The following is a 23,284-nucleotide window of genomic DNA, read 5'->3' as shown; positions in this document are numbered from 1 at the left end:
CGTGTCCGATAGGAATTTCTGCCGCAATGGATTATAACCTGTGTTGGCAATAGTTATTTTATCAATTCATAGCCACTTTTACTTATTGGTAAAGTGGTTATTCGGTCACCAGTAGCTGCAAAAATGGCATTACATAGTGCAGGAGCAACAGATGGAACACCCATTTCTCCAACACTTCCAGGGTCTTCTTTACTATCAGTAATAATGATTTCTAAAGGAGGCATTTCATCAAACCGAAGAATCCCATACTCCTTAAAGGTAGACTCTTGAACAACCCCATCTTTTAGGGTGATTTCTCCTCGCAGTGCCGCACTCAATGCCCAAATAAAAGCACCCTCCATTTGAGCAAGTACACCGTCTGGATTGATTACCATGCCACAATCAATGGCTGCTACTACGCGATTAATGGTTATCTTTTTGTCTTTTGAAACCGAAATATCAAAAGCATGGGCTGCGTAGCTGAGTTTTCCCAAATATGGACAACAGGCTATGCCATAATAATGGTCTGCTTTTTTTGGTTTGAACCAACCAATGCCTTCAGCAACTTGATTTAGTACATTTACCAGACGGTTGGGCTGATAATCTTTCCTCTTTTGAGGAGATTTCCAACCATTTTCCTGCAATAGGTTTAATCTAAATTCTAATGGATCAGTTTGTGCCTTATGAGCCAAATCATCTATAGCACATTCTACAGAGTTGACGCTCCTAGAATTACCAATAGAACGCCAAGGACTTGTATTAACTGGAGCAGGTTCATGAAAGCCAGCACTTTTATAATGTCCGACTGGATAGTAGAGATTTCCTTCTTCACCAAATCCTCCATAACCTGTATGAGCCGAATTTGGTATTTCAATTAACCCAAATGTATCTACAAACCAACTGCTTCCTGAAGATCTAAACTCCCAAGAACTTAAATTGTTATAATTATCAATAGAAGCTCTTAATGTTACAGCCTCAGCAGGGCGATATGCTCCTTTTTTCATATCATCCGTCCGACTCCAATACAATTTTATAGGCCTGTCTATTGCTTTTGCTAATTGCATGGCTTCAGCAGCATTATCAAAGTTTATTCTTCTTCCAAATCCTCCTCCAATATGTAAAAGATTAATTTGCAAAGACTCCCTTTCAATTCCGAACGACTCACATAACCCGTTAGAAGCTAACCCAGGGTTTTGATAACCTCCCCATATTTCATATTTTCCATTCTTGTACGTTGCAGTGCAACTTGGTGGTTCAATTGGTGCATGGGCTAAAAACGGGTATTCAAAATGGAGCTCGGTTTTAATGTTAGATTCATTATAATTAGCCTCAACATTTCCATATTCGTCTATAACAAATAACTCTTTAGTTTTTACATTCTCTTTTAGGGTTTGCATAAAACTTTCGGAAGTTACACCTTTAAATGGCCCGTAATCCCATTCAACATCAATTAAATCGATTGCTTTCTGCGCTGTCCAAAATGAATCTGCTACGACTGCAACACCTTGTTCTACATTTGCTTTTCTCATAGGTTGTATCTCAACCACATCTATAACACCTTCCAAATTTTTTGCTTTTGTAGCATTATAGTTTATAATAGTTCCATCATGCACAGGGCAACGAAGCACTAAAGCATAAGCCATATCAGGTAGACTAAAGTCATAACTAAATATGGTTTTACCTGACAGGATATTATCAATTTCTAAACTTTTCTTACTCTTTCCAATAATCTTGAAATCCTTGTAATTTTTAAGTTTTGGAGTCTTGGGAATAGGCAGTTCTGAAGCATCTGATATCAAATCTTTGTAAGCAATGGATTCTTCACTAGCCATATTGATAACTTTACTTTTTTCAGTCTTACACATTGATGGATCAATATTCCATTTATTGGCAGCGGCTTGCACCAACATTTCACGAGCTAGCGCACCTGCCTCCCTCATGGGTTTGTATAAATCTTTTATTGCCCTACTCGCCCAAGTAACATATTCCTTTTCGTGTTCATAGTCAAATTCGGCTTTTTCAACTCTAATGTTTTTCCAGCGAGCATCCAATTCTTCTGCAACTAACATTGGCAAAGAAGTATGAAGCCCTTGACCAAATTCTTGTTTTCTGACATAAATTATGATAGAACCATCATCGCATAATTTCAACAGAGGATGTGGCTGAAAACAAATTGGGGTATCTGTGTCTGCATCCAATGCATATAATGGTACAGATTGAAGAATTAACAGGCCTGAGCTATATATAGCAGAAAGTTTTATAAAATCTCTTCGTTCCATAATTACTGTTTTTTGAATTGTATGGCTCTGTGAATTGCTTTTTTAATCCTTGGATAAGTGCCACATCGGCAATAGTTATCACCCATTACTTCATCTATCTCTTCATCTGTAGGATTAGGACTTTTATCTAACAATGCAGTAGCTGACATAATCTGTCCACATTGACAATAGCCACATTGTGGGACATTCTCTTCAATCCAAGCTTGCTGTACATAATGAGGGCTATTGTTTGAAAGACCTTCAATGGTTGTAATTTCTTTTTCATGACATTCTTCAATTGTTATCTGGCAAGAACGCTCTGGACTTCCGTTAAGATGAATTACACATGCACCACAGACTCCAAATCCGCAGCCATACTTGGTTCCAGTTAAATGTAGATCTTCTCTCAAAACCCACAAGAGTGGTTTATCTGAAGTGGATTCTATATTTTTATTAGTTCCATTTACCTTAATCGTAAAATTTTTCATAATATAGTTTTTGGTTATGGAATATTGACAATCAACAATTTAGTGATATTTTTTCAATAAGAGCTAGTATTTTTTCAAATTATTGCCAACGGTCTTGGCTATAGTTTAGCTTCGCTGAATCTTCGATTTAAATTCTCCAGCTCGCACTTCGTGCTCGTGTCCGATAGGAAAGTCAGAAGCAATGAATTATTGCAATTGTTATGTGTTGTAATACGAATTATTTAAATCTTTTTAAACTCCATGGTATGATTATAATAATCGGGCTGTGCAATTCCCTTGGCGTATTTCAAGTTCTCTTTTTGAGTATATTTTTTAATATATGCCTCACTAATTTCTTTATTAATTGAGTCCGAAGGATCTACTTTTTTCCCTTTAACATCAATTATATTATCAGAATACTTTATTTGACCAATTCCTGATTTTTCAAATTCAGTAAACCAACTTTTATGACTCTTATTCCAACTTCTGGCGAATATTCTTTTGTCTACTTCCACCATCCAGATTTCTAGAAACTTTTCACGAGAAGTTCCTCCCTTAATTTCGATAAGAGTATTTTTATTCAAATAATTGTAAAGTTCAATTGGAAACATGAGCTCAATTATATAACGTGTTTGTATATGAGCTGTGGCGTGTCTCGGCACAGACCTCTCCTGATAAAAACTGGCTTTGGAAAATCCGCAGGATTTTCCAAGTGAGGACTGACCAAGCCATAGCTTATATACTGTGTTGTACGCAGGTTTTTAATTCACGTATGTTCTTGTTGTTTCGGTTTTTTCTATTTCTCCGTTAGTTCGGTTTATTAATATTCCTTTTCCTAATTCTTTTGTTTGATTTTCGATGCTGTCATATTCAATAACTTTCCAATTTAGAAATCTCCATTTTAAACTGTCAGGACTTAATTCGGTTTCGTATGGTTTGACAATTCCGTTTTCGATTGCTATTTGCATTGCTTTATCGAACGATATTTTATATTTTTCAGAATGGTCAACAGTTTTTTGTATTGTACCATCGGATTTATAAAAAAACCATTTTCGGATTGGAATTCTATTTCGGTAAGTGTATTTTTTTACTTCTTTTAAATTTCCGTTTTTATAATATTCTCGGTTAAAGATTGTGTCATTTACAAAATCGTCATAATGTTCAAACCATAATTTCGTACTGTCTGCTTTGTAATATCTTTTGACAATATTGTAATGAAGAGAATCAATATAAAGTCTTTTTCCATCGCCATCATTTACGTGTCCAACTTTATATTCTTCGTATTGGAAATATGAAGGTTTTTCAATTTCGGCAATTGAGTCTTTTGTATGTATTTTCTCTTGAGACAAATCCGATTTCTTATTTTCAGATTTACAACTTAAAAACAAAATTGTTATTATAAATAGATATTTTTCTTTCAATCTCGATGTTTTTTAACTTGCGTACAACGGCTTTGTGTATGGCTCGTTGCGGGAAATCCGCGAGGATTTTCCGCCGTAACCGAAAGATAGCAAATTGCAATGAATTCCGATTAGGAATTCAGCCGCAATGAGCTATACACGTTGTTACCCAACGTTTTTATTTCCCATTATTATTTCAACTGCTTTGACAGCTTCTTTCTGATATTTTGATTTGTTAGCCAAAATTTCGTTCAATTCCGTTTTAGATTTTGTTTTAAATTTTTCCACAAACTTTTCCGTTAAACTTATTTCTTCTTTCCTTTCTAATTCTTGTTTTAAAGTCAAAGCTTCTTTAGAGTCGGATTTGTTTATGTACTGAAACATTCTAAATCTATACTTTGTATTTTCCACTATTGGTTCGTCGTGCAGAAAGTCCACAATTAAGTTTGAAATATAATACCTATCTCCATTATTAAATTCCAAATCCCAGTATGCAAGGTCAGAATTTATCATTTTCCAGCGCATTGCATTGTCAATCCGATTTTTGTAATAAATTCCTAAATGATAAATTGAAGATTTTATTTCTGTTATTTCGTATTGTTTTGATACTCCGTTTTTGACAATTCCGATGCTATTGTTTTTTGTATCAATCTTAATTTTCGTATTCTTATTTTCTTTGTAATAGTTAAAATAAATAATAAAATTCGGTAGATTATAGATTAAGAAAATCACCGACATTATTTTGACAAATAAAAAGTCTAAAACAAATTGCTCTCCTTTTTTTAGATAATAATAAATAGGCGTTATAATTATCAAACCAATAACAAAATAGATATTCTCCCTCAAGAGGATTTTCAGAAGTTTGTTGTTATGTTCAAAGGTTTTTTTCAAATGTTGGGTAACGGTTTGGCTATGATTTCGGCGTGGAAAATTCGGTAGAATTTTCCGCAGTAGCACTGACCTTGGTTAATTAGTATTTAGTTTCGAGCTATCAATTCAGCCACGCTGAATTATAGCCGTTGTTACCTGCTGGCTTTTATTCGGTCGAGATAAATTCGATAAAGCTAAAAGTCCACCAACAGCTAATATTGCTCCTCCAACAAAAGGAAATCCTGCACCAACTAAATCAGCCATATTTGACGAAAATAAAAATGGTAAACAGAATAACATTCCAAAAATCCCAGCTGTTATTGAAGCAAAAGCTCCGAATTTGGTTACTCGTTTCATATCAAATATTGTTTTTTGTTCAAATTCTGGTTTTAATAATTCAGCCCTCAATTCAGTCAGATTTCGAGTAGCATACTTTTCGATTGTCCATTCCGAAATTCCGATTGATTTTTTTCCTTTTTTAAAGTCCGAGTAAAAAGTCAGCCATAAATCGGGAAGTAAAATTGCTCCAAAAAATAAGATTGCAAATGAAGGAATTGAATAATTTCCATTACCAATCATAAAGGCTTGCATTCGGATTTCATCTTCAGCAGTCATTTGGTAATTAAGCAAAACGTGTTTCAAATCGTGGCTTTCGTATTTTGGCACTAAAGTCAGATTATGCTTGTCAAGACATTCAGCTATTTCTTTTCCTAATGTTCCGTTTTCAAGTTTTCTTAATTCGTCAACTTGTTGGTAGAATCTGTCCATTTTACTGAAATACTCAATTGTCGAAACAGAAGTATCAAATGAAATCTTGATTATTGTTCTTGCTATTTTCTGTAAAATGTTCATTCGTTCGTTTTTTCAGCTTGCAGTTAACGTGTTTGTATATGAGCTGTGGCGTGTTTCGGCACGAACCTCTCCAAATATAAACTGGCTTTGGGAAATCCGCAGGATTTTCCATGTGTGGATTGACCAAGCCATAGCTTATATACGGTGTTGTGGTGTCGTTTTTGTTCCTAATTTTCTTTATAATCTCCGTTCGCAATCTTTTGGGAAATTACTTTTATGTTTTGATAATATTTGTTGATTGAGTCGTTTTTTAACAATCTTGGATTTTCAGTCAACCATTTTTCAATTATTCCCGATGTCCAAAATTCAGGTAAATTCTCTTTGTCCAAATATCCTGACATAAATGCAAATTCATTGACCATTGATGGTTTGTTAAAATCAAAATTCCCACGTGAGTTTCCGAAAGTAGCGATGAGATAGGATTGATGACAGCACTCAAGATGTTCAGCGTAAAGTTTCGTAAAAATCAGCGTAATATTTCTTTCGTGAGCGTCTTTGTCAATAGTTCGCAATTTTGTGTATGCATTTACAATTTCATTTGGGATAGAGTCCAAATGCTCGGTACGATTTGGTGCGTATTGTTGAGCGAATTCCGTTGCGATTTTTTCGAAGTTATGTGTTTTCAATTCCGAGTTGGTTTTTTCATCATATTCTTCAATTGGATTACTCCACGTGTTAATTTTTTTCTGCTCTTGATTACAACTAATCAGCAGAATTAAAATCGGAATAAAAAGAATTTTGTTTAAACTCACAATGTTTTTCTTAAATGCACCACAACTTGTTATATGAGGATAAATATACTCTATATCTCATTATATTTACGGGATATGAGGAACTTTTTGTATTCTTTTCCGTTTCCTGTTATCGTCAAAATACCCAGATTTCACCCCTACCCTTTACTAACTCTTTTAGCACATCGCAATTGATCAATATTTGTTCTTTGTACTTCATTCTTTTTCCGTTGACTCAATCAAACCATAGGCATATTTCGTGTTTTGATGATTTCACTCATTTATGATTTGTTACTCATTGATAATTAGTTAGATTTGCGCTTCTAAATTCAGAATTTTATGACATCAAAAATTACCCTCGCTTTTGTACTTCTTTTTAGTGTGTTTGCTCATGCCCAGGTGGAATTTGAGGAACAGGTGGTCATTGATGATTCGCGGTACGTGCAATCGCCCAATTCTGTGTTTACGGGCGACTTTGATGGCGATGGCGATCTTGACGTGCTAACGGCTTCCTACTTTGGTGGACAGGTGGTATGGTATGAAAATCTGGATGGTGCAGGCACTGATGTGCAGAGGCATACTATTGCCACTGGCTTGTCTACCCCTTGGGGCGTTACTGCCGCTGATATGGACGGTGATGGCGACCTAGATGCGATGGTGACTGCCTATAGTGGCGGCAGTGTTATATTATACGAAAATACCGATGGCGCTGGCACCTTTGTTTACAAGGGCTCTGGTTCGGCTTACCAAGCTAACCGACTGGAGGCTGTGGATATGGATAATGATGGCGACCTGGATGTGGTGTGGTCTTCATCGGGCGATGGAAAGATTAGATGGATACCCAACACGAATGGCTTGGGAACATTTGGCTCTACCTTCACTATCGAGAATAATGCCACCAGTATTCGCGATTTGCACGCTGTAGATATAGATGGTGATGGTGATATGGATGTGGTGTCTGCTTTTGCGGTTAACTCTGCGCAAGGATTGTCTTGGTATCGCAACACCAATGGTACTTTTAGTAATCGCATCAATATTTCATCAGCTTTTGGGTATATCTATTCTATGGATACGGCTGATTTTGATGGTGATGGTGACATGGATGTGGTAGCATCATCAACAAATGACAATAAAATAGCTTGGTTTGAGAATGTGGATGGCCTGGGTGCCTTTGGCCCAGAGCAGGTTATTTCTACGGCAAGCGAAGTAGGTAAAGTGCGCACCGCAGATATGGATGGTGATGGCGATATGGACATTCTTTATAGTAAAACCGACGATTTTACCCTGGGTTGGTTTGAAAACCTAGATGGTGCTGGTGGTTTTAGTAGCGAGCTGGTGATTGATGCTGTTGATGGAACCTCGCGCGAACTGCATATTGTAGATATGGATGCTGACGGCGACCTTGACTTTATAGCCAATATAGGTAATAACATTATTTTATACCATAACAATGGCAATACCGGCAGCTTTGAGCCTTCGATATTGACAAAGCATATAGATGGTGGACGCATCGTCTATGCTGATGACATTGATGGTGATGGTGATAAGGACATTGTGGCGGCATCGTATTGGGATGATAAAATCTCCTGGTATGAAAATCTAGATGGCCAAGGGAATTTTTACAACACCCAAAAAATCATTGCCAGTACGCTTAATGGTGCTACCTCGGTGCATGTAGGCGATGTAGATGGTGATGGTTTTAATGATGTATTGGCTACCTCCTACCTTGATTATGAAGTGGTGTGGTACAAAAACCTGGATGGTTTAGGCACTTTTGGTGAAGCAAACATCATTGATGACAATCTCTATAATGCAGGCAGAGTTTACCTCTCTGACATCGACGCTGATGGCGATATGGATGTCTTTGCTTTGGGCAGTACCAGAGTGGCTTGGTATGAAAATCTGGATGGTCAAGGAACTTTTGGTACTGTGCAGACCATAGAACTAATTTCAAACTTTAGAATGCACGATATTGCCTTTGCTGACTTGGATGGCGATGGCGACTTGGACTTATCTGTGGCAGGCACCTATGGATTGATGCAGTTTTATAACCTTGATGGGCAGGGTACTTTTGGTCCAAGACAATTGCTTGAGACCAGTAATACCAAAGGTGTTTCTACAGAAGCAGCTGATATAGACAATGATGGTGATATGGACCTTGTGTACCTTGGATATATTGGTACGTCTTCCTCGAGCAATTATTTAGCTTGGTTTGAAAACACCGATGGTCTGGGAACTTTTGGTCCGATGCAAACCGTGAGCACACTGGTTGCCACACCAACAAGTGTGATAGTTGCAGACTTCGACAATGATGGTGATTTGGACATTGCTTCTTTGGCACAAGGCAATGGTGGTGTGATTGCATGGTATGAAAACACCGATGGGTTGGGCAACTTTTCTAATACCCAACAGATTATATCACAGACGTACGTTGGCGGAAATGATATTTTCGCCGCAGACATTGATGGCAACAATACGATGGACATCGTTTCGATTTCCGAAGCTGACAGTATCTCTTGGTTCCGAAATATGGGTACACCTATGACCAATAGCATTACAGGTACGGTGCGTTTTGATTTGCTAGGCGATGGCTGTACACCAACTGATAATTTATTGACTGGCATGCTCATTGTTTCTGAAGGTACTACCTCTACCGATGCTACCTTTACACAAGAGAATGGACAGTTTCAAATTTATACGACTGATGAAGGACAGGTGCTTACCCAACTGATCTCTCAATTGCCAACGTATTATACCGCAAGCCCATCAAGTTATGAATCCAACTTTACAGGACTTGGGAATAGCGACACTGTAGATTTTTGCGTGGAGCCAATTGGAGATATCAATGATTTGGTAATTGGCATCTACAGAACAGGCCCTTCACCTCGATCAGGTTTTGATACTAGTTACCGCATCACTTATAAAAACCAAGGTACCGTACAATTGGATGGTACTGTTTCATATGAATTTGACGGTTCCAAATTGAATTTTCTGAATGCGAGTGAAACCGTAGCCTCACAAACCACCAATGCCTTGACTTTTGATTTTGTTGGTTTGAATCCATTTGAAGTACGTTATATAGATGTATTTATGAACGTCTTTGCACCTCCTACCACTAATATTGATGACGTGTTATTGACAACCGTAAGCATTGACCCTGTGGCGGGCGATTTTGCACCAGAAAACAATACACGTACCATTAGTCAGATTGTCGTAGGTTCTTACGATCCGAATGACATTACCTGTATGGAAGGTGACGAAGTGTTGATAGGTGATGCTGATAAGTATTTGCATTATGTCATCCGATTTCAAAATACCGGAACCGCCAGTGCCATCAATGTACGTGTAGAACATACGCTTGATGCCAAACTAGACTGGTCGAGTATGCAAGTAGAAAGCATGAGCCATACAGGGCGCGTTAGCATTCACAATAGCAGTGACGTCACGTTTACGTTTGATAATATCAATTTGCCCGATAGCACCAGCGATGAACCTAACTCGCATGGATTTATTGCTTTTAAAATAAAGCCGATGGATGAAGTGGTGGTGGGCGATGTGGTCAATGCCACTGCGGACATCTATTTTGATTTCAATCCGCCGATCATTACCAATACAGCGTCTACGGAATTTGTTGAAACCCTTTCTGTCACTGAATTTGAGGCAGATACATTTACCGTGTACCCTAACCCGACTACCGGTATCCTTAACGTTGTTTCGAGCACAGCAATTGAGACCATTACGATGTATAATCACTTGGGGCAATTGGTGCTTTCGGCAAAAGACACCACAAGTGTTGATATTTCTGGGTTGAATGCAGGAGTTTATGTACTTACATTAACCGATGCTAATGGTAGACGAGTGAGCAAGAAGGTGGTGAAAAGGTAATATTTAGAGAACTTATACTAGTCCTTAAGTATTTTTTGAATCATCTCGCCAGAAACTGAAGCGACCTTAACAAAATACACCCCTTTTGAGAGATTACTCATGTTTAGTTGATATTGCATAGTTTGCCCTGTCAAGCCTACCCTATTGAGCAACCTTCCATTCAGGTCATAGATGGTAATGGATTGGATGCCCACTTGAGAATCAATGTGAAGTAAATCTGTCGCAGGGTTTGGATGCAATTTGAATTCATTTGATGATGATTCGCTAACGGACAATGGCTCTGCCACGGTGGTCAAATAATCATTCGTGATAATGGGTGCATTGTAATCGAAATAAATTTCGGCATCATTGGCAAATGTATCGCCCAAGACAAGGCCTGGCAATGTCTTGATTTTAAACGTTACGAAACCATCATTATTGGCATCATCAAAAGGCAATTGGATACCTTCAAAAATGAATTCGACTTCGTTGCTATTTTGAATGCGTGTCACAAAACTATGACTGGCATGCAGTGGTATCAAAGTGGAGATATCGAATTTATCAGTATCTATGACATCCTTAACTACAATATTTACAGCACTTGCCGTGCCTGTATTCTCAAAACGGATAAGGTAATGCACATACTCACCTACCATGTCTGGTGTAATGGTTTCACCCTCGAGACAGGTTTTGTCGTTAGGGTCAAAAGAGTTGACGACGGTTTGGTTGAGGGTAAATGTGTTGTCTTCTGGAGTTTCGTCTGATGCAACTGGATTAATATTTGCTACAAACATCAATACATCTCCACCGTTTAAAGGAAAATTTGGATCTGTGGGTGTATTTAGATTCATTTTTATTGTAATGGTTCTTGTTTCAAATGGTAATGCATCAGTAAAGTACCAAGTTAAATTTCCTTCGGTTTGAGAATCAATTGTAGGCGTCGCTGAAACGAAATCCATAACAGCATCATTAAAGTTAAGGTTGATGGTTCCTGTGGCAGGTAAATTCCCTTTGTTTTTATAAATCAATACATAATCGGCAACAAAACCAGGTCTCGCTTGATTGGTTGGACTCACAATGACTTCCAAATCATTTCTTTGGCCATCGGCAACAACACAAAAATCTTGAGTTATATCGGTATTGATGACTTCTACAGATACGCTACTTGGTGCGATGGTGTAATATTCAAAATTTTCGAGTATTGGACTCAAGGTATAATTACCTGTTTGAAGCGGAATTGCGTACTCACCGGAAGCATTGGATATAAATGTTGAAAACCCATTATCTGTCGTGAGGTTCACTTTTATTGATGGATATACGGCATCTGCTGCATCGCATCCATTTGCATTCAGGTCAAATCGCGTTTGACCAGACACTGTGTAGTATTCACCCCCAGGAACGAAAGAACAATAGGAATTCAAAACACAGTTGGTGTAGCCATTAACATCTAACACTGCTTGAACACTATCAAACTGTTCTTCATCTGCACAAACGTACAAGAGGTTTGGATTGAGACTTATATCTATGTTAGTTTCTATCGTGCCGTTTTTGATAATTAGATATTCTAATTGGTTATCCTGACATTGTAAAATTTGTAAATCCTTCAAACTGCTACAATCCAAAAACGAAAGTGGATTACTGCTAGTTTGCACATTTATCAAATTGTTTGCCCCTTCAAAGTTCAACTCCGTCAAAAAGTTACCGGTACAGTTTAAAATTTCAAGATTAGATAGTTCACCTATTTCTATCGTTGTCAATTGGTTAAAAGCACAATTGAAACTCTCCAAATTCGGTAAATTTCCCAACGTTAAATTCGATAGATTGTTTGACCTGCACTGAAAAATGACAAGACCAGTTTGTGCACTCACATCCAAACTTGTAAGTTGATTATCACTACAATCAAGAGCGTCCATATTAGGATTTACTTCCAAATTCAATTCGCTCAAATTATTCTGGCTAACATCAACTGAAGTTAGATTATTTAAATTTGTGAGATTGACATTGTTAAGTAAGTTATTACGGCAATCTAACGTCGCTAACATCATTGTGTCACTTAAATCTAAGCTGATGAGCATATTATTGAAACAACGTAAAGACACTAAATTGACCAACCCAGGAACATTCAATGATGTCAGTTGATTGTTGCCCAATGAGATATTCACCAAATCGTTGTAGCCTTGAAAATCAAGAGAAGTGAGTTCATTTTCTTCTGCTAAAAAATTCACAAGGTTAGTGCTCCCTACGAAATTGATGGATGAAAGATTGTTTCCTGTTAATTGCAGATAGGTTAAATTGTTAAGATTGCTGACATTTATACTTGTCAATTGATTGGAACCTCCTTCCATCTCAACAAGATTGGTCAAAGATGTAAAATCAAGCGATCCAGAAATCACATTATCATTAAAATAAACACTTTCAAGGTTTGCAAAGGCAAGAATCCCTTCTAATGATGCAACGTTTTGATCAGACACATTCAATCGAATCACGGCTTCAGCTTCCGACACTTGAATTTCGCCATCATTATTCAAATCCGCATCACTATCAAAACCTCCGAAACCATCGGTATCCACACAATTTGTGTTTACCAGCGCATTTTTAAAATTAGCATCTGGTATATTGACAATTTGAGCTTGTGTAATTGAAAAAACAAGAAATGCACAAAGTAAGTAGAAGTATTTCATATGTTTAGCTTTATGCCATGCAATTAGCATCAAAATTCTGAAATCGACAAATTAATATTGTGTAAAGTTGAGATTATCCCAACTTCAATAACAAATTCGGATCTGGGCAGTTGGCTTTGAAGAATTCAAGGTCTGATGTGTTGCAAACGCCTGGGTAATCGCCTACCCAATCTTCTAGGTCTTTGATGATCTGGAAATGCAGATGCGGTGGATAGTCACCATTAACGGATGCATCACCTAAAGTTGCAAGTTGTTCGCCCTGCTTAAAAAGTTGGCCATCGCGAAGATGTTCTATAGATGCTAGACTCAAATGGCCATACAGGGTATAAAAAACCACATCATCCACCCTATGCTTTAGTATGATGGTCGGGCCATAATCGCCAAGGTTGGTATTGTTTTTAAAACTATGAACCACGCCAGTCAACGGCGCTACGACGGGTGCTCCGGCACAGGTCCATAAATCCATACCCAGATGAATATTGCGCTGTGTGTCTACATTATTTTTATTGAAATGTTCACTGCGCTTATAGATGTCGCGGGTTTCTAAATAACCACCATAGCCCACTGCTGCATTCCGTACCGTAAGATGTGTGTTGACATAACGTTCTAGATTAGCACACACGCCCACATCTATCCCCATCAAATCGGGATTACATACAGAAAGATCTAAAGGAATATAAGACGCCAATGGAATGGCAGTATCTAAAACTGGAAGTGGATACTTGCTAATGGCTTCTAGGAATGAAGAAAACTGGGTTGGATTCATTGGTTTCAAAATGAACTATAAATATAGCATTTTGAAAGGAAAAGTTACGTAGAAAAAATCAGCTTTGCATGTATCATTTGATACAAATTTATGAGATTCCTGCTTTCGCAGGAAGTTATGTTACTGCATGGTGACCTCGCTGAATTTGGCATTGACGACAATGCTTTTGCTGCTCATCATATCGCCTGTGGAGAAGGAAGTAATAGTGCTGGTTTTATTTTTTGGATGCTTTAATTTGGAACGGCTGCCCTTGTACTGCAAGTTATAGTCGGTTTTAGGCAATACCAAAAAGGCCTCGCTGTTTTCCAATACTATATTTAGATTTGAAAAGGAAGGCGCAACCGTACTTATGGCAAGTTCGCCAAAACTTCCATCAATCACGGCATTGCCATTGAGTGTGGCAATAGCGATGTTTGATGAATTGGAGCCCAACACCAGTCTGTTGACATTTTCTATCTGCGCTTTGTCTACGAAATTGAGTTTCAATTCTCCAAGGTTCCAATTGGTAATCAACACTGGTGAATAGGAAACATTGATGGAAGTCTTGCTTCCATCAATGCTATTAGCTGTCAATGCCGAGTGTGAAATATTGCCGCGCAGGTTGTAAATGACCGAGGCAAATTTAAGCTCACCGTGACGAACATTCATATTCAATTTTGCCTTTTTAGGCATTTTGATTTTGATTGTTTTTTTGACCTTTGTGTTGACTTTATTCTCGATGCGCTTGGCTATTTCTGCACGACGCTCTGCCAAATGTTCTTGTCTTTCAGACATGGCGCGCTGTCTATCAACCATGGCTTCCTGACGCTCTTCCATCGCTTTGGCACGCGCTTCTATTTGCTTACCATAGCGTTCACCCCAGGCTTCCATTCGTTCTTCATATTCCTTGCCCCATTTTTCTTCAAATCGTTTACCCCATTCTTCCATTTTCTTTTCATAATCCTTACCGAATTTCTCACCGAATTCTTTTCCGTATTTTTCGCCCCATTCTTCCATTTGTTTCGAATAGGCATCAAAATCGGTCTTGCCAAATTTGCGTCCCCATTCTTTCATTTTCTCCTTATATTCCTTGCCGTATTTGGTTTCATATTCCTTACTCCATCTTTCCAAGTACTTTTCACCATCCTTTTTATACTCGTCATAGTCAAAATTGACCGCTCCTATTCCCTCTGGCAATTCTGGTAAGGCGGGCATTTTAGGCATTTCTGGCATCGGTGGCATCTGTGCCATTTCTGGCATCGGCGGCATTTGAGGAATTTCTGGGATAGGAGGCAAATCTGCCAATTCCATCTCCAAATCCTTCATAGCGTCAAAATCGAAATCAAAATCGAAATCGCCATTGACCACAGTCCACGACCTTCCCGATCCTTTGGCTTCAATGGTCACCTCATCACCAGAACCGCTCACGGTAATGTTCCAGTTTTTCAACTCTCTTTCCAGTTCTTCTTTGGAGAGTTTTTCACCTTCAATATAAGCTTCGACCTCCACTTGGTCTTTGTTCCAGGTATCTACTTCGATATTGGTATAGCTTGTATTGAGATTGATCTTTACCTCTTTTGTGGTATTGACCGTATTCTTGAACTTCTGTAGCTTTTGCTGTGCCGTTGCACTGAACGTCGCTACAAAAAGTAAAAGAAGAATGCTATTTTTAAGTGTTTTCATCTTATTGTTTTTTAACTAATATTCTGAATTTCTTCAGAAGTGTTTAACTCATTCAATTGTTCTTTAAGACGATACAATAAATTGAGACGTAACTTTAGATTATCAATCAGAGCGCTTACCGTCAGTTCGTTGGGACCATTTTCAGTCAACTCTACCGACAGACGATTGTACTCTTTGTTCAATTCTTCCAAACGCACAATGTAACTGTCGAACAATTCCTTGTTTTCTGGCGTGAGCTTCACATTTGCCAGTTCCAAATTGATATTGGCTACATAATAGTCTTCCACTTTTTTCAAATCGGGTGATACATCACCAAGTGATTTTAATGTAACTACCTGTTCCTTGTCATCTGGAATGACAGATGGTGTTTTAAAATATTGATAAGCTCCAAAACTCAAACCTAAAAGCACCACTGCGCTTGCCGCGATATTCCAAATACTGAATCGTTTTTTGATTGATGTTGCTGGAAGTTCTTCCTCCAATTTTTTCAAAAATCGGGCTTCGTGGCCTGTTGGCATCACATTATGGATCTTTTGACGATCCTCACTGAACATTTTTTTAAGATCTTGTGCCATTGTACATAGGTGTTAACAGTTCTTGCAATTTTACTTTTCCTCTTGATAATTGTGTCCGTGAAGCAATCTCGGTGATATTCAAAATATCTGAAATTTCCTGATGGTCATACCCTTCAATTAAATAGAGCATTACCACATATTTGTATTTTTCGGGCAACTGCTCTATCGCTTGCTTAACGTCTTCAATTGTAATATTGTCTTCTACCAACCATTCGTCGTTTGAATCATCGACTACCTTGAGGTGCACCTCTTCCAAGTCCTGCAAATGCTTTTTCTTGGATTTTAGCAAATCGATGCTTTTATTGATGACGATACGTTTTAACCACGCCCCAAAAGTGACTTCTGCTTTGTATTGATGCAGTTTGTTAAAGGCTTTGATAAAGGATTCCTGTACGATATCTTCAGCTTCCATAGAATTCTTTACAAACCTATTTGCCACCACATACATCCCATCACAATATTGGGCATACAGTTGCAACTGCGCCTTTCTATCGTTTTGTCTGCATTTTTCAATGATATCGGTTTGAAACATGCCGGGTTGTACTTTTGGTTAATGGTTTAGTTCATCTTAAGGACGAGACAAAAAATAAGATGTTGCAGAATTTATGAAAATTAGACGAAAAAAATATCAAAAAGTAATAAAACAACGTTAAGTGCTTTAAGTATCAGGTTAATTTCAATTATATTTATACTCAAATTCTATTATAATTCACATCTTATATGAACAGCTTTTTGAAATGGACCATTATTGTTCTGTCGGTCATTGCCCTAGGGTTATTTATTTATGCCATTGCAGTTGAAGACATTTTCAGCAAACGTTTAAGCCCGAAAGACACAGTAAAGTTTGAGTTGAATGATACAAAGCTTGAAGTGTTTTATAATAGACCATACAAAAAAGGCCGTGAGATTTTTGGAGCACTCGTGCCATTTAATGAAGTATGGCGAACAGGAGCTAACGAAGCTACTACCTTTGCTACTAACAAGGATTTGATGATCGAAGATATTATTTTAAATAAAGGAACTTACACTTTATGGACTGTACCGAAGGATTCCACTTGGACCGTTATTTTTAATACAAAACAATATCCTTGGGGAGTCGATGAGCAGATGCGACCAATGCGCGAGCCACAGTTTGATTATATGGATATTGAAGAGCCTGTGCAAAAACTTGATAAACCTGTGGAGCAGTTTACCATTGCATTTGATAATACTACTGATGACTTAAAGATGACGCTAGTTTGGGACAAGACCAAGATTGAAGTGCCAATGGAAATTATGGAAAGTCAGGAACAGTAGGCGAAACCTCATATTTTGAACGACAAAAAACCATCATCTGCCTTACACGAAACCAAAGGAGTTACAGACCCAGGAACTACCAATAAGGATGCTTTAAGTTCTATTAAAAAAAAGCGACAAGCGCAACCTACTACCAAAGAATTATTCGACGATATTATCAAAGGCAATATGACTGCCTTGAGCAGAGCCATTACCTTGGTTGAAAGCACCAATGCCGAACACCTCAAGAAAGCAAACGAAGTTATCCAACTTTGTTTACCTCATAGCAACAAATCCGTAAGAATTGGTATTACCGGAGTTCCAGGCGTAGGCAAGAGCACCTTTATTGAGTCTTTTGGAACGCACTTAACCACTAATGGGAAAAAAGTTGCTGTACTGGCGGTAGATCCAAGCAGTACTTTGAGCAAGGGTTCCATCCTTGGAGATAAGACGAGAATGGAGGATTTGGTCAAGGATCACAATGCGTTTATACGTCCCTCACCTTCCGGAACTTCATTGGGTGGTGTGGCTAGAAAAAGTAGAGAAACTATAATTTTATGCGAGGCTGCAGGTTTTGATACCATTTTGATTGAGACTGTGGGTGTTGGTCAAAGTGAGACTGCCGTACATAGTATGGTTGATTTCTTTTTGCTATTGAAATTGGCAGGTGCTGGTGATGAGTTGCAAGGTATCAAAAGAGGTATTATGGAAATGGCTGATGCCATCGTCATCAATAAAGCGGATGGCGATAATCTTAAGAATGCCAGAACTGCCAAGGTTGAATTCAATAGAGCGCTTCATTTGTATCCTGCGAAAGATTCAGGATGGCAACCAAAGGTTTTGTTGGCAAGCGGTTTGAGAAGTGAAGGTATTGCAGAAGTTTGGAGTTTGATTGAAGACTATTTGAATCACTCTCAAAAGAATGGCTTTTTCGAACACAAACGGCACGAGCAGAACAAATTCTGGTTACTCCAAACCATTGAGGACCGTTTGAAATCTGATTTCTATAACAATCCGACTATCAAGAAAGAATTGCAGCAGCAGTTAAAACTTATAGAAGAAGGCAAAACAACGCCTTTTGCAGCCGCAGAGCTTTTGCTGAATTTATAAGAAATTAGCCTTAAACCAATCTACCTGCGATTTCACAGATTCCAACAAAGTGGTTTGAGGATTGTAATTCAATAGACGACGTGCTTTGTCAATATTTGCTTTGGTTCGTAATTGATCGCCAGCACGTTTAGGTATAACATTCAATTTAATCTTTTTACCCAATACCTGCTCTACAGCTTCAATTCCTTCTTGGGTTGTATGCTCAACTTCTGTTCCCAAATTAAAAATTTCACCATTGACCTTATCTTCATTTCCAATGACACTTACCACACCATCTACTATATCTCCAACGTACGTAAAGCTTCTTAAATGTGTATCACTTCCTTCATAAAGCGGAAATGCTTCATCTTTTAAACCTAAATCAATCAACTTCGTATACATTTTTTCCGGGCGCTCTCTTGGCCCAATAACGGAATATAAACGTAACGAACAGGCTTTAAACTGCTCTTCCCTACTCTTCTGAAGCACCAATTGCTCAGCGGCTAATTTTGTAACTCCATAAAACGAAGCAGGTTTTGGAGCAAAACTTTCTGGATAGGTGGCTTCTAAACCATAAATCGAAGAAGTTCCAATATTTACAAACAGCTTGAGTTCTTTGCAATTTAGAGCATAATCCACTAGATTCTTTGTAGCTATAATGTTATTGCTAAAGTAATCTTCAAATGTAGAAGTAGATGAGATACCAGGCTGTGCCGCAAAATGAAAAATATACTCAATATCTAACGGCAGGGTATCATATAAATCTGAATCTCGTAAATCTTTTTCAATGATCTTTACACCTACATCTGACAATGCGTTTGCATTCAGGCGTTTTAATTCGACGCTGTAATAAGGGCAGAAATTATCCACTCCAATGACTTGATGACCTAGATTCTGTAAGCATTCGGCTGTATGTGAACCAATAAAACCTGCCGCCCCTGTAACTAATATCTTCATGGAAAAATTTTAATGCGAAATAATATGCAAGTTAACATCTTTTTTACATAATATATGGCCATTATTAATCCTTTAACCTAAAATTGAATATTTTTGTACGACCTAACTTTTGCCAAATGAATTATAAGTTCACTATCATAGTGCCAGTTTATAACGAAGAAGATAATCTGGAACGTGTTGAAAAAGAACTCTTACACTACACATCTATTGCAAAAGTTCCTACAAAAATTCTATTTGTGAATGATGGCTCTAAAGACAAGAGCCAAGCACTTATTGAAGCTATTTGTGAACGAAACGAAGCTTTTACATTTATCTGTTTTGAACATAATAGAGGTTTGAGTGCAGCCATTAAAGCTGGTTTTGATTATGTAGATACTGAATTGGTAGGTTATATTGATTCTGATTTACAAACGACTCCAGAAGATTTCAATATTTTGTTGGATTATATTGGAGACTATGATTTGGTGACAGGCGTAAGGTCTAACCGAAAAGATTCATTTGTTAAAAATATGTCTTCAAAAATAGCCAATGGCATCAGACGTGCTTTCACTAAAGATGGTATGGATGATACAGGTTGTCCTTTAAAAGTCATAAAATCTGATTATGCAAAACGTATCCCGATGTTTAAAGGGCTGCACAGGTTTTTGCCAGCAATGATCCTCCTGCAGGAAGGCAAAATCATACAAGTTCCTGTGCGACATTTCCCGAGAATAGCTGGAAAGGCCAACTTCGGGCTTTGGAATCGCTTATTAGGCCCCTTGATGGACTGCTTTGCGTATTTGTGGATGAAGAAAAAATATATTAATTACACCGTTAGCAAGAAGCACTTATGAGTCATTGGTTGATTTATTCTGTAGGTTTTATTGCACAACTGCTATTTTCATCAAGGCTGGTGATTCAATGGATTGCTTCTGAAAAGCAACAAAAAGTCATCACACCTACAACATTTTGGACCTTGAGTCTTGTTGCATCGTTTTTGTTGTTCATTTACGGCTATTTAAGACAAGATTTTGCCATCATGCTTGGGCAGGCACTTACCTACTTTATCTATATAAGAAATTTACAGTTGCAAGGAGAATGGCGTAAAATCCCAGGCTTTGTTCAATGGATTTTGCTTTTGGTACCTTCGCTTATCGTGGTTTATTACTTTAACAACAATAAAATTGACGTCAACATCCTTTTCAAGAATGAAGACATTCCTTTGTGGCTATTGGTTTTAGGGATTGTATCACAAGTTATTTTCACCTTTCGATTTGTCTATCAATGGCTTTATTCCGAACACAAAAAAGTGTCGGCTTTACCATTTGGATTCTGGCTTTTGAGCTTGGTAGGAGCACTTTTGATATTGACCTATGCCATCTTCAGAAAAGACCCTGTTTTGTTTGTAGGTCATGGCCTTGGAACTATGATTTATACCAGAAATCTTTTCTTAATTCACAAAAACAATGCTAAAGGTTCTCCAATCTAAACCTATCATTTCGATAGTACTGATTACCATTTTGATGTTGGCTTTCAGCGTTGACATCATTCCGGTGAGTATTATGGAAGCTAGAAATTTTGTGACTGCGAGAGAAATGATTGTTGACGGCAATTGGCTTATGACCACCATGAATGGTGAAGCACGTTACGAAAAGCCGCCATTACCAACATGGCTTACGGCATTTTTTGGTTTGCTTTTCGGATTGAAAAGCCTTATTGCTTTGCGATTTCCAGCCATACTATTTGTGGCTTTGATAGGCGTTTTCACCTTCTTACTTTCGAAAAAAATACTTGGTGATTCCAAACATAGCTATATTAATGCTTTGATTGCTATCACCTCATTCTACGTCATTGGGATTACGCTTGAAGCGCCTTGGGATATTTTCACTCACGGATTTATGTTAGTTGGCATCTATCATTTATTTCAACTGTTTGAAAAGCAAAAACAATATTGGAAACATGCTTTGCTAGCTGGTATTTTCATAGGTTGTTCCTTTTTGTGCAAAGGTCCCATCTCCATGTATGCCTTGATGTTGCCATTCCTTCTCGCCTACGGATTTACTTATCGATTTAAAGGTTTTAAACAAAAAGTTTTTCCATCAATGATCTGTCTTGTGATTGTTTTGATTGTTGGCGGTTGGTGGTTTGTATATGTAAGATTAAACGATCCACATACATTTGAAGCAATTGCCACGCGCGAAACCAACAACTGGAGCAACTACAACATAAAGCCGTTTTATTATTATTGGAGCTTTTTTACGCAAAGCGGTCTTTGGACCATTCCTGCGTTTATAAGTTTGCTTTATCCTTATTTAAAAAGTAGAGTTTCAAACTTGAAAGCATACAGATTTAGTCTTCTATGGACGATAGTTGCTGTAGTTTTACTATCATTGGTTCCGGAGAAAAAATCGAGGTATTTAATGCCTGTTTTAATTCCCTTAGCTATCACTATTGGGTTTTATATTGAATATCTCTTCAGACGATTCAAAGACTTAAAGGACAAACGCGAAACCATTCCTGTATATTTTAATTTTGGTTTGATTGGATTGATTGCAATTGGGTTTCCTGTTGCGATTTATATCATCCTTGGCGAACAGCTGGAAGGCCGTTGGGCACTCTTCATATTGTCATCTATATTGATGTTGAGTATTGGTGTCCTGATAATTCTTCAATTGAAGAAAAAAAATATGCAAGCTGTATTTTTATTGACTATTGGGTTCTTCGTAATTACATTCATGTTTGGTTTACCTCTATTGAAACCCATCATAGGTATTCAAAATAATCCTATCAATAATTTAGAAAAAGACGGACTAAAAATTTATGGCTTTAGCAATGTATCGCCAGAGATGATTTGGCACTATGGCAAGACAATTCCAGAGATAAAATTTAAAGATGGGAATTACGAGTTTCCTGATGAATCAAAATTTGGAATATTGGCTTATGATATCAGCGAGAAAGATTGGAAACTTATTGAAAGCAATTACACCATTAAAAAAGTGGACACCTTTGATCTAAATACGGTCCCAAAAGATTCAAAACGTCACAACAGTCGATTGATCAACGATTATTACATTCTTACACAACGCTAAAAAACCTTTGGATCAGATATAGATTCAGCCTGTAAAAAGTGTATCCAGAAATGGCACCAAAACTCATCCCTATGACGATATCCAATGGGTAGTGAACACCTATGTAAACACGACTGTATGCCATCAAAAATGCCCAGAAAATCAAAATATAGATTAAATATTTAAATCTGTTTTTTAAGGTCATTCCAATAAAAATGGCAGCAGCCATGGTATTGGATGCATGGCCAGAAAAGAAACCATAACGACCTCCACAACCATCTCTCACCAATCGCATGCCATCAATCAATTCGGCAAGGTGACATGGACGCATCCGCTGAAATCCATGCTTGAATAAATTAGTCACTTGGTCTGTCACCAAAACCATCAAAGCGACCACAACTATCGTTACCACCATTGGTTTTTTGCCAATTTGTCTAAATATTAAATAAAGCAGCAATGCATAAAAAGGAATCCAGTTCCATTTTGAAGTGTAAGCCAACCAAAATGGGTCCCAAGTTTCGGTTCCCAGACTGTTTAGATATATAAAAAGATCTGTATCGTATTGTAGGATTTGGTCAATCATTATTCATTATATCTTGCAATTTCTCTATCGTAGAAATCCGTTGCTTGCTGGATTAGGTTTTCTGTTTCTGATGCAATTTCTTTTTCATCATGTTCATCAAATTCTTCCAACCATTCTACCTCGTCATTTTCCAAATTCAATATAAATCGAGGAAAATCGGTATGTATAATGTAAACCGCATCTGGAAAATCGGTGTTATCGCCTAATATAAATTTTGGTAGTTCCATT

21 protein-coding genes are annotated in these 23,284 nt (G+C 37.7%); 6 read left to right on the top strand and 15 right to left on the bottom strand.

Annotation, left to right across the window (positions count from 1 at the left end):
* Window positions 1-53: 53 nt before the first annotated feature.
* From M0G43_RS14020 to M0G43_RS13990, 7 genes are all read right to left on the bottom strand, one after another.
* Entirely contained in the window at window positions 54-2,258 is a 2,205-nt protein-coding gene (locus tag M0G43_RS14020) for a xanthine dehydrogenase family protein molybdopterin-binding subunit (protein ID WP_248027433.1), read from the bottom strand.
* Between the two features lie 2 nt (window positions 2,259-2,260).
* Window positions 2,261-2,725, bottom strand: coding sequence for a (2Fe-2S)-binding protein (locus M0G43_RS14015; RefSeq protein WP_248027430.1), 465 nt, complete (start codon window positions 2,723-2,725; stop codon window positions 2,261-2,263).
* Window positions 2,726-2,946: 221 nt separating this feature from the next.
* Window positions 2,947-3,315, bottom strand: a complete 369-nt coding sequence (locus M0G43_RS14010; RefSeq protein ID WP_248027428.1) for a DUF2255 family protein — start codon at window positions 3,313-3,315, stop codon at window positions 2,947-2,949.
* Window positions 3,316-3,465: 150 nt separating this feature from the next.
* The gene (locus M0G43_RS14005) at window positions 3,466-4,125 is read right to left on the bottom strand and encodes a hypothetical protein (protein WP_248027426.1); all 660 of its coding nucleotides are present in this window, start codon (window positions 4,123-4,125) and stop codon (window positions 3,466-3,468) included.
* Window positions 4,126-4,269: 144 nt separating this feature from the next.
* The gene (locus M0G43_RS14000) at window positions 4,270-4,995 is read right to left on the bottom strand and encodes a hypothetical protein (RefSeq protein ID WP_248027424.1); all 726 of its coding nucleotides are present in this window, start codon (window positions 4,993-4,995) and stop codon (window positions 4,270-4,272) included.
* 105 nt (window positions 4,996-5,100) lie between these two features.
* A complete protein-coding gene (locus M0G43_RS13995; RefSeq protein ID WP_248027422.1) occupies window positions 5,101-5,826 on the bottom strand; it encodes a hypothetical protein in 726 nt (241 codons plus the stop codon).
* 167 nt (window positions 5,827-5,993) lie between these two features.
* The gene (locus M0G43_RS13990; protein ID WP_248027420.1) at window positions 5,994-6,452 is read right to left on the bottom strand and encodes a hypothetical protein; all 459 of its coding nucleotides are present in this window, start codon (window positions 6,450-6,452) and stop codon (window positions 5,994-5,996) included.
* A 444-nt stretch (window positions 6,453-6,896) separates the two neighbouring features.
* Here M0G43_RS13990 and M0G43_RS13985 point away from each other — a divergent pair, with 444 nt between their 5' ends.
* On the top strand, window positions 6,897-10,442 hold the full coding sequence (locus M0G43_RS13985; RefSeq protein ID WP_248027418.1) for a T9SS type A sorting domain-containing protein: 3,546 nt from the start codon (window positions 6,897-6,899) through the stop codon (window positions 10,440-10,442).
* 17 nt (window positions 10,443-10,459) lie between these two features.
* On the opposite strand, the gene M0G43_RS13980 is transcribed toward M0G43_RS13985, so the two are convergent.
* The 5 genes from M0G43_RS13980 to M0G43_RS13960 form a co-directional block, all read right to left on the bottom strand.
* Window positions 10,460-13,102, bottom strand: a complete 2,643-nt coding sequence (locus tag M0G43_RS13980) for a T9SS type A sorting domain-containing protein (protein ID WP_248027415.1) — start codon at window positions 13,100-13,102, stop codon at window positions 10,460-10,462.
* 73 nt (window positions 13,103-13,175) lie between these two features.
* Complete coding sequence (locus tag M0G43_RS13975; protein WP_248027413.1) at window positions 13,176-13,868, bottom strand: peptidoglycan DD-metalloendopeptidase family protein; 693 nt, start codon at window positions 13,866-13,868, stop codon at window positions 13,176-13,178.
* 120 nt (window positions 13,869-13,988) lie between these two features.
* Window positions 13,989-15,530, bottom strand: coding sequence for a hypothetical protein (locus M0G43_RS13970; RefSeq protein ID WP_248027411.1), 1,542 nt, complete (start codon window positions 15,528-15,530; stop codon window positions 13,989-13,991).
* 11 nt (window positions 15,531-15,541) lie between these two features.
* A complete protein-coding gene (locus M0G43_RS13965; protein ID WP_248027409.1) occupies window positions 15,542-16,105 on the bottom strand; it encodes a hypothetical protein in 564 nt (187 codons plus the stop codon).
* Window positions 16,089-16,637: an RNA polymerase sigma factor gene (locus tag M0G43_RS13960; RefSeq protein ID WP_248027407.1), complete on the bottom strand. Its 549-nt coding sequence runs from the start codon at window positions 16,635-16,637 to the stop codon at window positions 16,089-16,091. Before M0G43_RS13960 ends, M0G43_RS13965 begins: the two co-directional genes overlap by 17 nt.
* A gap of 188 nt (window positions 16,638-16,825) precedes the next feature.
* On the opposite strand from M0G43_RS13960, the gene M0G43_RS13955 reads away from it, so the two are divergent.
* Together M0G43_RS13955 and meaB are read left to right on the top strand one after the other, a co-directional pair.
* The gene (locus tag M0G43_RS13955; protein WP_248027405.1) at window positions 16,826-17,401 is read left to right on the top strand and encodes a DUF2911 domain-containing protein; all 576 of its coding nucleotides are present in this window, start codon (window positions 16,826-16,828) and stop codon (window positions 17,399-17,401) included.
* A 12-nt stretch (window positions 17,402-17,413) separates the two neighbouring features.
* On the top strand, window positions 17,414-18,490 hold the full coding sequence (gene meaB, locus M0G43_RS13950; RefSeq protein ID WP_248027707.1) for a methylmalonyl Co-A mutase-associated GTPase MeaB: 1,077 nt from the start codon (window positions 17,414-17,416) through the stop codon (window positions 18,488-18,490).
* Here meaB and M0G43_RS13945 read toward each other — a convergent pair.
* The gene (locus M0G43_RS13945) at window positions 18,485-19,426 is read right to left on the bottom strand and encodes an NAD-dependent epimerase/dehydratase family protein (RefSeq protein WP_248027403.1); all 942 of its coding nucleotides are present in this window, start codon (window positions 19,424-19,426) and stop codon (window positions 18,485-18,487) included. The genes meaB and M0G43_RS13945 overlap by 6 nt on opposite strands.
* 116 nt (window positions 19,427-19,542) lie before the next feature.
* Between M0G43_RS13945 and M0G43_RS13940 the strand changes: the two genes are divergently transcribed.
* Genes M0G43_RS13940 through M0G43_RS13930 form a run of 3 tightly spaced genes read left to right on the top strand, consistent with a single transcriptional unit; the run spans window position 19,543 to window position 22,494 of the window.
* Window positions 19,543-20,259 carry a glycosyltransferase gene (locus tag M0G43_RS13940; protein WP_248027401.1) on the top strand — a complete coding sequence of 239 codons (717 nt, stop codon included), beginning with the start codon at window positions 19,543-19,545 and terminating at the stop codon, window positions 20,257-20,259.
* Window positions 20,256-20,894 carry a lipid-A-disaccharide synthase N-terminal domain-containing protein gene (locus M0G43_RS13935; protein WP_248027399.1) on the top strand — a complete coding sequence of 213 codons (639 nt, stop codon included), beginning with the start codon at window positions 20,256-20,258 and terminating at the stop codon, window positions 20,892-20,894. The genes M0G43_RS13940 and M0G43_RS13935 overlap by 4 nt, the downstream gene beginning before the upstream one ends.
* Window positions 20,872-22,494: an ArnT family glycosyltransferase gene (locus M0G43_RS13930; RefSeq protein ID WP_248027396.1), complete on the top strand. Its 1,623-nt coding sequence runs from the start codon at window positions 20,872-20,874 to the stop codon at window positions 22,492-22,494. The genes M0G43_RS13935 and M0G43_RS13930 overlap by 23 nt, the downstream gene beginning before the upstream one ends.
* Here M0G43_RS13930 and M0G43_RS13925 read toward each other — a convergent pair.
* Together M0G43_RS13925 and M0G43_RS13920 are read right to left on the bottom strand one after the other, a co-directional pair.
* Window positions 22,481-23,056: a phosphatase PAP2 family protein gene (locus M0G43_RS13925; protein ID WP_248027395.1), complete on the bottom strand. Its 576-nt coding sequence runs from the start codon at window positions 23,054-23,056 to the stop codon at window positions 22,481-22,483. The two genes, M0G43_RS13930 and M0G43_RS13925, sit on opposite strands and share 14 nt — an antisense overlap.
* A complete protein-coding gene (locus M0G43_RS13920) occupies window positions 23,056-23,283 on the bottom strand; it encodes a hypothetical protein (protein ID WP_248027393.1) in 228 nt (75 codons plus the stop codon). Before M0G43_RS13920 ends, M0G43_RS13925 begins: the two co-directional genes overlap by 1 nt.
* Window position 23,284 lies beyond the last annotated feature (1 nt).

This window comes from Subsaxibacter sp. CAU 1640, assembly GCF_023156585.1.
Lineage (GTDB): Bacteria > Bacteroidota > Bacteroidia > Flavobacteriales > Flavobacteriaceae > JBPOFM01.
The sequence above is the reverse complement of the archived record's forward strand: the minus strand, read 5'-3'. Positions and strand labels throughout refer to the sequence as shown.